This is a genomic window from Algoriphagus yeomjeoni (assembly GCF_049821175.1).
GTDB classification, from domain to species: Bacteria; Bacteroidota; Bacteroidia; order Cytophagales; family Cyclobacteriaceae; genus Algoriphagus; species Algoriphagus yeomjeoni_A.
This window is the reverse complement of record NZ_CP187512.1, coordinates 3,699,927-3,713,601: the sequence shown is the minus strand read 5'-3', so window position 1 is coordinate 3,713,601 and position 13,675 is coordinate 3,699,927. Positions and strand designations below refer to the sequence as shown.

The 13,675-nt window shown below is 41.4% G+C and carries 10 protein-coding genes and 1 riboswitch; of the genes, 9 read left to right on the top strand and 1 reads right to left on the bottom strand.

All coding sequences use genetic code 11. The annotated features are described in order from the left end of the window. Positions 1 to 5: 5 nt before the first annotated feature. From ACPUEN_RS14935 to ACPUEN_RS14895, 9 genes are all read left to right on the top strand, one after another. Positions 6 to 1,181 (top strand): thiolase family protein, encoded by a 1,176-nt coding sequence (locus tag ACPUEN_RS14935; protein WP_425636704.1) that lies wholly within the window; start codon positions 6 to 8, stop codon positions 1,179 to 1,181. Between the two features lie 88 nt (positions 1,182 to 1,269). Continuing rightward, a complete protein-coding gene (locus tag ACPUEN_RS14930) occupies positions 1,270 to 1,632 on the top strand; it encodes a four helix bundle protein (RefSeq protein ID WP_425636703.1) in 363 nt (120 codons plus the stop codon). Between the two features lie 37 nt (positions 1,633 to 1,669). Then, positions 1,670 to 3,457, top strand: a complete 1,788-nt coding sequence (locus tag ACPUEN_RS14925; protein ID WP_425636702.1) for an acyl-CoA dehydrogenase family protein — start codon at positions 1,670 to 1,672, stop codon at positions 3,455 to 3,457. A 130-nt stretch (positions 3,458 to 3,587) separates the two neighbouring features. Next, positions 3,588 to 4,595, top strand: coding sequence for a DUF3500 domain-containing protein (locus ACPUEN_RS14920; protein ID WP_425636701.1), 1,008 nt, complete (start codon positions 3,588 to 3,590; stop codon positions 4,593 to 4,595). Between the two features lie 471 nt (positions 4,596 to 5,066). Next, a riboswitch (TPP riboswitch) is annotated at positions 5,067 to 5,165 on the top strand. Positions 5,166 to 5,233: 68 nt separating this feature from the next. After that, positions 5,234 to 5,956, top strand: coding sequence for a class I SAM-dependent methyltransferase (locus ACPUEN_RS14915; RefSeq protein WP_425636700.1), 723 nt, complete (start codon positions 5,234 to 5,236; stop codon positions 5,954 to 5,956). Continuing rightward, on the top strand, positions 5,956 to 7,011 hold the full coding sequence (locus tag ACPUEN_RS14910; RefSeq protein ID WP_425636699.1) for an AIR synthase-related protein: 1,056 nt from the start codon (positions 5,956 to 5,958) through the stop codon (positions 7,009 to 7,011). Before ACPUEN_RS14915 ends, ACPUEN_RS14910 begins: the two co-directional genes overlap by 1 nt. Next, a complete protein-coding gene (locus tag ACPUEN_RS14905; protein WP_425636697.1) occupies positions 7,002 to 7,652 on the top strand; it encodes a thiamine phosphate synthase in 651 nt (216 codons plus the stop codon). Before ACPUEN_RS14910 ends, ACPUEN_RS14905 begins: the two co-directional genes overlap by 10 nt. Continuing rightward, positions 7,649 to 7,930, top strand: a complete 282-nt coding sequence (locus tag ACPUEN_RS14900) for a Trm112 family protein (RefSeq protein ID WP_425636696.1) — start codon at positions 7,649 to 7,651, stop codon at positions 7,928 to 7,930. The genes ACPUEN_RS14905 and ACPUEN_RS14900 overlap by 4 nt, the downstream gene beginning before the upstream one ends. Before the next feature lie 82 nt (positions 7,931 to 8,012). Then, positions 8,013 to 10,424, top strand: coding sequence for a chlorophyllase/cutinase-like alpha/beta fold protein (locus ACPUEN_RS14895; protein WP_425636695.1), 2,412 nt, complete (start codon positions 8,013 to 8,015; stop codon positions 10,422 to 10,424). A 124-nt stretch (positions 10,425 to 10,548) separates the two neighbouring features. Here ACPUEN_RS14895 and ACPUEN_RS14890 read toward each other — a convergent pair whose 3' ends face one another. Continuing rightward, complete coding sequence (locus ACPUEN_RS14890; protein WP_425636694.1) at positions 10,549 to 13,557, bottom strand: AsmA-like C-terminal region-containing protein; 3,009 nt, start codon at positions 13,555 to 13,557, stop codon at positions 10,549 to 10,551. Between the last annotated feature and the right edge of the window lie 118 nt (positions 13,558 to 13,675).

The window sequence follows — 13,675 nt, the reverse complement described above, 5'->3', positions numbered from 1 at the left end:
ATAACATGGAAGCATACATAATTAACGGATATAGATCAGCGGTTGGAAAAGCCAAAAAAGGTGGCTTTAGATTCTACCGACCGGATGATCTCGCTGCAGATGTAATCAAGCATTTGGTAGCTAACACGCCAGGTCTGGAAACCAAAATGGTGGATGACCTCATTGTCGGAAACGCTGTTCCCGAGGCGGAACAAGGAATGCAAATGGGAAGAATGATTTCCCTTCTTGCTTTAGGCATAGAAAACCCTGGCTTTATCGTCAACCGTTATTGCGGTTCAGGCATTGAAGCGATTGCTTTGGCTGTGGGTAAAGTGAAGGCAGGAATGGCGGATTGCATCATCGCAGGTGGGACAGAATCCATGTCCATGGTGCCGATGATGGGATATAAGACCGTATTGAATTACAAAATAGCGACTGAGCATCCTTCGTATTACATCAGTATGGGTTTAACAGCTGAAGAACTTGCAGCTGAGTATAGCATTACCCGTGAGGATTCGGATGCTTTTTCTGTAAAGTCTCATGAGAAAGCTATTGAAGCTATCAAATCAGGCAAATTCAAGGATGAAATCGTGCCTGTGGAAGTCGAGGAAACTTACCTGGATGAAAATGGCAGAAAGAAAACCAGGACCCAAATTATCGATACAGACGAAGGCCCTAGACCTGGGACGACGATGGATGTGCTTTCAGGATTGAAACCAGCATTTAAAAACAAAGGACAAGTGACCGCGGGAAATTCTTCCCAAACATCTGATGGAGCAGCTTTCGTGGTTGTGATGTCTGAGCGATTAATGAAGTCGCTGAACCTTGACCCAATTGCACGGTTGATGTCATACAGCGCGGCTGGTGTTGATCCTCGTATTATGGGAATTGGTCCAAAAGTGGCCGTTCCAAAAGCATTGGATCAAGCAGGACTTACATTGAATGATATTGACTTGATTGAATTGAACGAGGCTTTTGCTGCTCAAAGTTTGGCAGTGATCAAAGCGTTGGATCTCAATCCAGACATCGTGAATGTGAACGGAGGAGCTGTAGCATTAGGTCACCCACTGGGATGTACCGGAGCAAAGCTATCCGTTCAAATGTTCAATGAACTCCGCCGTCAGAACAAAAAGTATGGCTTGGTCACAGCTTGTGTTGGCGGGGGCCAGGGTGTTGCTGGGGTTTATGAACTTTTGAAATAAGTATAAAGACATAAGACGCTAGATATAAGACAATAGAGTCTAGCGCAAGTCTAACCATTATGATTGTTCCATTTTAACTATATCAATCATGCACAACTACAAAGTACTATTTGTCTGGAAAAGAGCAATTAAATTATGTGCTCACATTTATAAGCTAACCGCAGATTTTCCCAATGAGGAAAGATTTGGCTTGATTTCTCAGATGCGAAGAGCTTCAGTTTCTATTCCTTCAAACATTGCTGAAGGCGGAGGAAGAAGGACAGATAAGGAATTTGTGCATTTTCTTGGAATAGCTCATGGTTCAATTTGCGAACTGGAAACTCAACTCTATGTAAGTGTAGAATTAGAGTTTACTGATTTCGATAAAATTGATTTCGTCACAAACGAAATTACTGAAATACAAAAAATGCTGTACGCACTGATTCTAAAGTTCGATGCAAAATCGAGTTAAGTCTTCTGTCTAGCGTCTAAAATCTAACGTCTTTAACATGGCTACAAAATCAACCCAAGGAGGAGAATTCCTCATCAAGGAAACAGATGCTCAGGACATCTTTATTCCTGCAGAATTTACCGAAGAACAACGAATGATGGCTCAAGCCTGTCAGGATTTCATTGACACAGAGATCACCCCGTTTGCGCAGGAGATCGATAGTATGAAAGATCCTAATTTGGTTCCTACTATTTTCAAAAAAGCAGGAGATCTTGGTCTTCTGGGAATTACCGTTCCAGAAGAATACGGCGGGATGGGCATGAGTTTCAATACCTCCATGCTGATTGCTGATATCATCGGTGCGGCTGGATCATTCTCTACGACTTATGGTGCACATACGGGAATCGGCACGTTGCCGATTTTATACTATGGAACTGAAGAGCAGAAGAAAAAGTACCTTCCAAAGCTTGCTACTGGCGAATGGGCTGCGTGTTATTGCCTCACTGAGCCTGACGCGGGTTCGGATGCAAATAGCGGCAAGACTAAAGCTACACTTTCTGCGGACGGCAAAACTTATTTGCTCAATGGCCAGAAAATGTGGATCTCAAATGCAGGATTCGCAGAATTGTTCATTGTTTTTGCAAAAATAGGAGACGATAAAAACTTGACTTGTTTTATCGTAGAGAAGTCTTTTGGTGGTATCACGATGAATGAGGAGGAGAAAAAACTGGGAATCAAAGGTTCATCTACCCGCCAGGTTTTCTTCAACGATTGTCCAGTTCCGGTTGAGAATATGCTTTCTGACCGTCAAAACGGTTTCAAAATCGCCGTGAATATCCTGAACATCGGTAGAGTGAAACTTGGAGCAGGTGTACTTGGTGGCGTTCGTACGGTGACTACTAACGCGATCAAGTATTCCACTGAGCGAAAGCAATTTGGATTAAGCATCAATTCCTTCGGGGCCATCAAATCCAAACTCGCTGAAATGGCGACCAAATCCTATGTTTCCGAAGCACTTTGCTATAGAGCTGGTCAGGACATTGAAAACAAGATAGATGCGCTAATCGAAGAAGGACTTGATGTAAACGAAGCCAAACTGAAAGGCGTGGAAGCTTTTGCGATTGAATGTGCTATTGCAAAAGTGCAGTGCTCTGAAGTGTTGGATTACGTGGTTGATCAAGGAGTTCAGATATACGGAGGTATGGGCTATTCTGCAGATGCACCTATGGAGCGTGCATATCGGGATGCCAGAATTTCCAGAATTTATGAAGGCACAAACGAAATCAATCGTATGCTGATGGTAGGAATGCTTTTGAAGCGTGCGATGAAAGGTGAGCTCAACATTTTCGATCCTGCGATGGCCGTTTCCAAAGAACTGACGTCTGTTCCATCCTTTGAGACTATTGATAATTCTGAGCTTTTCGCAGCAGAAAAAGAAGTGCTGAAAAAGCTGAAGAAAGTATTTTTGATGGTAGGAGGAAAAGCAGCAATGGCTTTACAGGATAAAATCGAAGATGAGCAGGAAATCATGATGAACCTTGCTGATGTGATGATCGAAATCTATGCGAGTGAATCAGCGATTCTTCGTACAGAGAAATTGGTTTCTATGAAAGGCGAAGAGGCCTGCAAGAATCAAATTGCGATGGCTCAGATCTATCTTTCAGAAGCCGTTGACAAAATAAATACTGCCGCGAAAGAGGCTATAGGTAGCTTCACCAAAGGCGATGAGCAAAAAGTGATGCTGATGGGATTGAAGAGATTTACCAAATCTGAGCTTTACAATACCAAAGAACTAAGAAGACAGATCGCTGATTACATGATTGATCAGGGAAAGTATCCATTCTAAGTTGTGATAAGTTGAGTACCTAAGCCTCCGAATTGAAAGAGTTCGGAGGCTTTTTTTATACAAAAAAGTGTAACTTATAATTCTTCTAAACTATTGAAATTCAATAAATAAGACTTTAAACCCGAAAGAAATGAAAAGAGTCTATTTGGTGATTATCCTAGGATTCGTAGGACTTATAGTTGCAATGCAGCTCTTAAAGCATGATCCAGTAAAAGATTTATTGAGTTCTCTAAGCCCTGAGCAAAAAGGCAAAGCCATCTTTGCCTTAGATGACCCCAAGAAACAAGATTGGCATTTTTTCCCAAGTACCATGTTCAACCGTGAGGGCCTGCCACTCAAAGAGATGAATGCAAAACAAAAAAAACTTGCTCATTCTGTTTTGAAATCTATGCTTTCAAAATCCGGCTATGAGAAAACTTTGGAAATAATGGAGTTGGAAAATGTCCTTAGAAGTATGGGGCAGGACACGGTTATGCGTGATCCAGGCAAATATTTTATGAGTTTTTACGGAGATCCTATCAATGAAGACCTTTGGTCTATGTCATTTGAAGGGCATCATCTTTCTCTCAATTTTACGGTTAGTGGAGAAAAAGTAGTTGCTTCACCAAGATTTTTTGGTGCTAATCCTGCGATGATTCCTGAAGGACCTAGAAAAGGCGACAGAACATTAGCAACGGAAGAAGATCTTGGTTTTGAATTGATCAACGCTCTTGATGCTTCTCAGCAACAAAAAGCGATTTTTCAAACTGAATCTTTCAAAGACATCGTGTCCGGAAATCTGCCAGAAATCGACCCAATGAAGCCTGTGGGAATCAACTATTCTGAGTTAAAGCCAGACCAGCAAAAACAGCTTATTGGGATCATAGACCTGTATTTGTCCAACATGCCGAGTAAAATAGCTAGTGAAAGAAGGCAAAAAGTAATGGATGAGGACTTGTCAGATTTGTATTTTGGGTGGGTTGGTGCAAAGGCTTTAGGATCAGCACACTATTATAGAATCCAAGCGAAAACTTTTTTGATCGAATTCGATAATTCACAGAACAATTCCAATCATATTCATACCGTATGGCGGGATTTCGAAAGCGATTTTGGCAGAGACCTGATTCGGGAGCATATGGCTAAAGCGCATTCACATTAATCCAAACCTTACAAAAGCCTCCGAATGTCTCATTTCGGAGGCTTTTTTCTATAATTTCAATTTTTAAGAACTAAGAATAGTATAGTGAATAGGAAGGAAAAGGATTTTAGAGAGCCATTCAAAATTGTTGGAATTTCAGCAAGGAGATAGTTCTTGTATTGATATTTTTATTGCAATGAAATAGTTCTCCTAGCTGATTGAGAGATGAAAAATTCATCCTAACTTAACAGGAATCAGTTACAACATTTCTCCAATGAACTATGGCTAAGCAACCAGAAGGTAAACCAAAGAATGATAAGTCTGCGGCTACCAAAACGTTAAAAGAAAAGCGTGCTGCAAAGGCCGCTAAAAAGGAAAGTAAGAAAAATAATTAATTACCAAACGGGGGCAAATAGCCTCCGTTTTTTTTGATTTCAGTAAGTGGAACCAAACCATATATTTTTCTTGGCCATAGAATTAGCCTATATTTGAACCAATTGCACGGGGTGCCTTCCTGTTGGTGAGGCTGAGAAAATACCCGAATTACCTGATTTGGATCATGCCAACGTAGGGATGCTAAAGCTAGAAAACGCCTTTGTTTTCTCTTGGTTGTCTGACCGCAGGAAATGCAGTTAACATTTTTGCAACCAAAACTTCCTATGGAATTAGAGAAAAAGAACTTCGAATTACTGCCTGATGCGCAGAAAAACTGGCAAAATCGACCTGAATGGTTTTTCAATCGTGCGCACACCGATACTTATGAGCTTTGGTACGAAGGGCGTTACAAGCGGGCCGAAGTCTGGCAAAAGAAAGTCATGGAGCAGCTGGTGTCCAAAGACAAGCGGGTAAAAACACTTTTGGAATTCGGCTGTGGTACTACTCGCTTTACGCGCTGGTGGAAGGAAATCGGCATCAAGGCAACTGGTGGAGATATTTCTCCACTGATGCTTTCGCAGGCTATTCATTTGTTTGATGGTGATTTGGTGATGGCAGATTCCCATCACATGCCATTTAAAGACCACACGTTCGATTCACTTGCCTTCATCACTACGTTCGAATATTACAAAGATCCTGTGAAAGTAATCCGTGAATCTGCCCGTGTTGCCAAATATGGTATTGCGATGGGAATGATGAATCGTAATTCGCCAAAGGTGCTTAGAAGAAGAGTTCAGCAGGTTTTTGGCAAAAATCCGTTCTATGTCACCGCTACTTTTTACACACCAGCGATGCTTATTAAAATCATTGAAGAAGCTTTAGCAGGAAGAGATTACACGATTGAGTGGTCCTGCACAGGTCTTCCAAAGTGGTTTCCAGTCCAGCAATGGAGTGTTCCCTATGGTGACTTTTTCGGGTTGTACGTCAAACTGAATGACGTAGAATAATGGCAGATCAGCTCGGTAAAATCAACTTCCAGGGATATGAGGATTTGCTGGCGGGTAGGTTTGGCGCTGCGCGCAAAGAGGTAATACAAGGACCCGCATTTGGTGTGGACGTTGCTATTACTTCACTTCCTGGAGGCTTGGCTTTGGCGGCGACTAGTGACCCACTATCATTGATTCCTTCATTGGGTTTGCAGGAATCTGCCTGGCTGAGTGTACACCTGATGGCAAACGATATGGCTACAACCGGCTTTGCACCGCAGTACGGACAGTTTGTTTTGAACCTTCCTGGTACACTTTCTAAGGATGATTTCAATACTTATTGGAGTTTTATAGATCAATACTGTAAGGAAATAGGCGTCGCAATCACAGGTGGGCATACGGGGTTTGTACAGGGTCAAAATTCCACTTTTGCAGGTGGAGGTACCTTGCTGACCATTGCTCCGGAGAAAGAAATGGTTTGTGCTACCGGTGCTCGAGTTGGTGATTCGATTCTTGTTACCAAGTCATGTGGATTGACAGCAACTGCAATTTTGGGGATGAGTTTTCCGGAAACTGTCAAGCAAAAGCTAGGGATGGAAATTTACCATTCAGCATTCGAACAGTTTTACCAAACTTCCTCGCTTCAAGATGCACTTTGCGCAGCTGGAACGGATAAGAAATACCCGGAAATCCACGCCATGCATGATGTCACTGAAGGTGGCGTGCTGGGAGCTATCTATGAAATGCTAGTTGCTTCTGAAAAAGGCGGTGAAATTGACATTGATCAGATACCCATTGGAAATGTAGCGGCTTCCATTTCAGGATTGTTTGGGCTGGATCCAAGATACTGCGTCGGTGCGGGTTCCATGATCATTGCTTGCGATCGCAAAAAAGTAACTGATGTAATTAGTAGGCTAGCTTTAACAGGGATTCTCTGTACTGAAGTAGGTAAAATCACTGATGCAGAAGCTGGTATTCAAATTCAAAAATCCGGAGTCATCTTTCCCCTAGTCTATTTGGAAACTGACCCCTATTGGGCTGCTTATTTTAATGCTCTAAAAGAGGGATGGAAATGATACATGGAGCTAAAATAAATTCCGGAATTTACTTGGTGATCGATCCTTCTATGGAAGAAGGCCAACTGATAGAATCATTAGAAAAAGCTGTATCAGCGAAGCCTTGTGCACTTCAGATTTGGGATAATTTCAGCTCGCCTGACCAGGTAGTTCCACTCATTTGTAAAATTAAGGCGACCTCAAAAGGATCAGGAATTCCTATTTTCATCAATAATCATCCGGAATGGGCAGAACTGTTTGATCTCGATGGAGTACATTTTGATGAATTGCCTCCCGATCATTATAAATTATTTCCAAAGCTAATGCAGCAGCGAAAACTTATTGGAGTGACGATCAATAATGACTTTGATCTGATCCAAGATGCTATTCAGGCCAAAGTAGATTACCTCTCCTTTTGCTCCATGTTCCCATCATCCACTGCAAATAGCTGTGATTTGGTGGAGTTCGAAACGGTTCAAAAAACGAGGAAACTTACTTCCATCCCAATTTTCCTAGCAGGAGGTATCTCTACTCAAAGTATCGCGCACCTAAAGCCCTTAGAATTTGATGGCATCGCTGTGGTCTCTGGAGTGATGAAAGCTGCAGATCCGGGGAAAGCCATTTCTCAATACCAACATTTACTTAATGACTTAAAAAAATGAAACTAGAAACGATAGAAAAGCTCTGCTGTCCATTTGATAAGCAAGATCTCAGTTTGAAAATAATCCTCAAAGATGCCCAAGAAAACATCCTAGAAGGCTGGCTAAACTGCCATAGCTGCGAGAGAATCTACCCAATCATCAAAGGTATTCCTATCATGAATCCTGATGAATATAGAGAAGCACACTTGGAGCAGCCAGTATTGGATAGATGGCAAAACCAATTGGAAGGTAGAGAAATAAAGGATTTTAGGCTGAAAGAAAGCCAGTCTAATACCTGATGCCACTGAAAAACAGTATGGATGGTTCTATTATTTATAAGGAAAAAAGTAGCTTAGGAATACTTTTAAAACTTATCCATATATGATAAAGAGATGGTTTAAAAATGCCAAAAACTGGATATTAGCTAAGTTATTACTTATTTCTCCGGGTTCTTATGCATTTAAAGGCGCAGCCTTTGGCTTAATAGCATTCACTGTTTTATTGATTATCCTTAATGCAGTTATCTTCGCTTTTCAGATAGGCGATCCGTACTATTTACTTTTTGGTCTTGTTACTATTATTGTTTTGGCACTTCTTGGAGCACTGGGAGTTTGGATTATTAAGCTCTTGTACCAAATCCCAAAGTGGTTCAAATTTGCGCTTCTCATGTGTTTGCCTATTCTGGCGATGATAGTTTATTTCCAAGTGGTACTTGTAGTAGGCTTGGCAATCCTCTTTTCTATTCTAGGAGCGAGTTATTTTATTTTCGTGCGATCGAGCTTCAAGAGGCTGACTACACCAAAAAAAGTGGTTGCTGCATTGGCTTTATTCGTTGCTCTTTTTGGAATTGGAGCTTTAGCATATTACTATTCTCTTACAGGCTTGGACGTAGACCCAATTGAAAATGCAGCATTACTTTCTGCAGATAAAATTCCGGCGATTTTGGGAAAATCACCAGGAGAGACTGGAGAGTATTTGGTCAAAACAATTACATATGGCAGTGGAAAGGATAGACATAGGCCTGAGTTTGCTGAGAAAGTAACCTATAATTTCCTGACAGACTCAGTGAATGGAGTGGCTTTCCTAGACAACTGGAGTGGCTTTTCTGGCTGGTGGAGGGAAAAATACTGGGGTTTTGATGATAAATCACTTCCAATCAATGGTCGTGTGTGGTACCCGGAAGGAAAAGGCCCATTCCCATTAGTTTTAGTGGTACATGGAAACCACAGCATGCAGGATTATTCTGATCCAGGATACGATTATCTGGGCGAATTATTGGCCTCCAGAGGGATGATTTTGGTTTCTGTCGATGAGAATTTCATCAATGGTTCTTGGACGGACATTAGGGAGGGCTTAAGCAAAGAAAATGATGCCCGTGGTTGGTTGCTCTTGGAGCACCTCAAGGTTTGGCATGATTGGAATGCTAGTTCGGACCATCCTTTTTTCAATAAAATAGACACAACAAAAATAGCTTTGATAGGACATTCCAGAGGCGGAGAAGCTGTAGCACATGCTGCTATGCTCAATGAATTGGATTTTTATCCGGACGATGCTTCTGTGAAGTTGGATTATCATTTTAACATACAATCTATTGTAGCCATCGCTCCTGTAGACGGTCAATATGAGCCAGGAAGTTCCAGAACTAAACTGAATGACATTAGCTATTTCGTAATTCATGGAGCTCAAGATGCGGATGTTTCATCCTTCATGGGATCTATGCAATATGAGCGAATCAGCTTTCAGGATTCAAGCTATCATTTCAAATCTGGCCTTTACGTCTATGGCGCCAATCATGGGCAGTTCAATACCTCCTGGGGGAAAAACGATACCGGAAATCCATTTGTTGGCCTACTGAATCTCAAGCAGCAACTGGACGATTCCACTCAGCAGGTGATTGCTAAAGTTTATATTTCAGCATTTCTTGAAGCTACTTTGCGCGGTAAAAAGGAGTATCTACCACTTTTTCTTGATGCCAGAAAAGGGAAAAATTGGTTGCCAGAAACGATTTACCTGAACCAGTTTGAAGATTCAAATCTGAAAACCTTGGCAAATTTTGATGAGGACTTTGATGTGAAAACGACCTCGCTGGACTCCGGAAGCATCCAATCTGAAAACTTGACTGTCTGGCGAGAAGCCGAAATTCAACTTAAATGGGCAAAGAAAGGCTCTCGGGCTGCATTTTTAGGTTGGAATTATGAGGTAGAAGATAGCCTGAAAGATGAAAGAGCGAAGGGTTTTGTGAATGATTCATTGATCGCTAGCTATAGCTTGAACTTTGACCCATTGGATTTTCAGCTGGACTCTACTAGTGTTTTACTGTTCTCCATGGCTGAATCCACAGAGAGCTCAAATCCTAAAACTTCTGGAAAATGGATTAATGATAATAAAGAGAATAAAGAGGAAGAGGAAGAAGAAAACGAGGAGGAAACTAATGCTGAGGCCCCTGAAGAAGAAGAGGAAAGTGAAGATGAGCCTGAAGAAAAGAATGCTGAAAAACCCCTCGACTTCACAATTCAATTAGTTGATTCTACAGGCCAATCGATTCAATTTTTACTGAGTGAGTTTTCTCCACTTCAGCGAGAGATAGCCGTTACGATCTGGAAATCTGATTTTATCAAAGGCGATAGTCAATCTGAAAAAGTCTTCCAGACGTTTTCATTTAACTTGGAGAAGCTAGCTAAACAAAACCCGGGCTATACTCCTACTCAGCTCCGGACCATCAAGTTTGTCTTCGATCAAAGTACTTCAGGTGTGGTGGTCGTCGATAATATTGGGTTTAGCAGGGAATTTTAGGACAAAAAATCTCACTTCTGGCAAGTGGATAGTGTCAGTGTCAGGTCGAGCGAAGTCGAGAGCTCTTGTAACAAAGGCTTCAACTTCGCTCTGTCCGACATTTCAATTGCTTATCCTATCTAGATTAATCCTTCTTAACGGTAGTCGTATCAGGCTTCGCAGGCGGAGTACTTTTCGGAAAAAAGCCTTTCAGCAATTTCTTGGCTTCATCTACCGCTTTATCTTTTGCTACGTCTACTTGCTTCTCCAGTTCCTTTTTCGCACTATCTTGAGCTACTTCTGATTTGGCTTTCAGGGCTTGCTTCATGCTATCCTGGGCTGCCTTGAACTGATCCGTTGCTTGGGTTTGGAGAGTTTGTGCTTCCCCACTGACTCTTGCTTTCAGTGCATTAGCCAGCAATGTTTCCATACTATTTCCACCAGCAAGTGAAATTTTTGGGGAATTGTATGTTCCTGATAGATTCAGTGCCAAAGGAATGGTGGAGTTCTCATCAGTCTCTGTCCCAGATATGGAAGAGAGAAGAGCATTGGCTTGAGAACCAAATTTTCCTGCTGGCACCTGCATATTTATCAGGTAATTTAATGAGCCATCAAATCCCGCAGTTCCTTGAACCTTTGCTTGGTAATCCCATAATTTCACATCAAAAGGCTTCACATCCATCACTCCATTTTCAATAGAAATAGGAATTGAAATGTTTTTCAATTGTAGCGTATTGATATCTTTCAGTTTGGTAAGACTGGTGATTCCTTCCAGGATTTTACTGTCTTTCAGCGCTGTTTCTACCACTTTTAGTATGCCTTCCCCATCCAAGCTAGAGAGCAGAGGCATCATATTCTGCCCTAGTTTCCCTGAGAAACTCAAGTTGGAATTGAATTTACCTGTAAGATTTTGAGCAATTGGGGCAAAAGCCTTGATGGTGTTGAATGACTTGAATGCTTCTGCAATACTGAGCTCAGCAATATTCAGGTTGAAATTAAAAGCAGGAGCAGTTAAATCACGAGGGTCATATTTTCCAGTTAATCCTATGGTTCCTCCCATGGTCTTCATCGATGCATCTGAAAAACTCAATACGCCATCGCTTAGTGCCATAGTTCCTTTTACTTCCTTTAGATTCATATCATCGTAGAGCACTTCATTAGCCGCAACGACCATAGAAAAATTAATGTTTTTAGGAAGCTCAATTACGGAAAGTTCAGCACTTGCTGTGTCGGTGGAGGCATTTTCAGTCATCCATTCATTCACGTTGAATCTGCTACTATTCAGTGATAGCTGGCCTTTTAGGGTTCCATTTTCTCCAAGCAAATAATCCATGTAGTTGGAAAGTGATCCTGTTGCCTGAAGTGGACTTTCTCCGATTTTAGAGTCGAATTCTGTTAGATTAATCCGCTCCGGGTTGAACTCGGCTTTAGCTTTCGCAATCTTAATTCCTTGTGGAACATCTGTCGATGAATAGGTGAAATTACTGACATCCATGCTGCCACGAGTTTCTAATTGGTTGTAATTTTTAGCTTCTAAGGCTGCATAAGATCCTTTCGTATTTATATCCGCATTGATGTGACCTTCCATAGTCATATCTTCCATAGGGAAAATGGCTAGAATCTTTTTCAAATCCACGCCCCCCACGATTTCACCATCCCAGATCAGCTTATCAAAATCACGGATTTTCATATTCCCGTTGATGGCTTCTCCTTCTAGCTCAAATCCAAAACGGCTCAAATCAACGAGAAAGTCTGCCATGCTTCCACTTGAATTTTGGACTGTGGCATTTATATTCAATTTTTCAATCGGCGCTGGATAATCCACGCTTTTCACATAGCCATTTGCCAAAAGTAACTTCGCATTGATCGCAGGAATTATCCCTGCGACAGAATCATATCGTCCTTTTGCTGTGGCATCCAGGTCCAGATTGCCCTTCATAGCTAGCCCTTCAATTGGGAATATGGAGGTCAATTCCTCCAAGTCTAACTTGCCTTTCAGAGCAGCATCAATCGTGTAGCTAACCAGATCGGATAAAAACAACTTTCCGGAAATCGGATTGCTTCCGAAGTCCAAATTGAATGTGGGAATTGAGACGGAAGTATTATCGATGTTGTCTGTCTCATTTTTGACCTGAAGATTAATATTTACGTTTTTTACAGGTCGCGGTAGGTCTGGATATTGGAACATTCCATCGGCTACTTTCAGCGAAATGTCAAAAGAAGGAATCTTCACATCATTGTAAACCCCCTTAATAGTTCCATTGAAATCCATTGTTCCTGAAGTATTTAAAGTGGAAAAACTCTCAGAGTAAATACCTGGAACCAATGACAAAATGCTCTTAAACTCATTGTCTTTTCCGTCAATGGAGACATCTACTTCTATGTCATCGTTGGGCATGGCTAAAAATCCATTTAGGCCAAAAAGAAAGTCATTCAGTTGAAAATCACCCTCGCCTAACGTGAACTTCATGTTATTCATGTCGATATTCAGTAGCGTTTCTCCCTTGAAAGATTTGTTGGATAAATAACTTATGCCTTCATAGGTAATATCAGCGATCAAGGCTTCCATCTCGATAGGGAGATCATAAACATCCGCTGTGAATTCACCCGAACCTTTAGCGTTGATTGCTCCCAAAGCCATGAAATAATCAAGCTGTCTATCATCATATACTAAATTTAGATCCCGGACCTCCATAGCATCTATTCCTATCTGGAAATTGCTCTCCGTGTCTTCTGATGCTACTTCCTCTGAGGGAAAGGTGATGTCATAATTTGCAGTTCCGTCTTCCAAAACTTTGATGTAGACGTTTCCACCATTTAGGTGAACACCCGTCAGGGTTGGATAGTCATCAAAAAGCACAGATTTCAAGTTGAAATCAACGGCAAATTCACGTAAGGATGCTAAGGTGTCATTTTCAAAAGGTGCGTTTCCAACAATATCTAAATTAGCGATGCTTGCTGATACACTAGGAAAACTTCTAAACAGGCTTAAGCTCACATTATCAATGTCATAAATAACTTTTGCATTCACAGATTGGGCAATTTCCCGGTCAATTCGGGCAGCGATTTTGTCTTTGAATAGAAAGGGAACAGCCACTGCGACGGCTATTAAAAATGTAAATACACCTAAAATGATGATCAGTGTCTTTTTCATAAATGGTTTTATTAAGCGAATAGGTGGGTTTGCTGGAATAAGTAGATTCCAAACAGGCAATAGATACGTAATTATCGGCCACTACAGCCTAAATAGTTGCAAAATTTAAGCCGTCTAG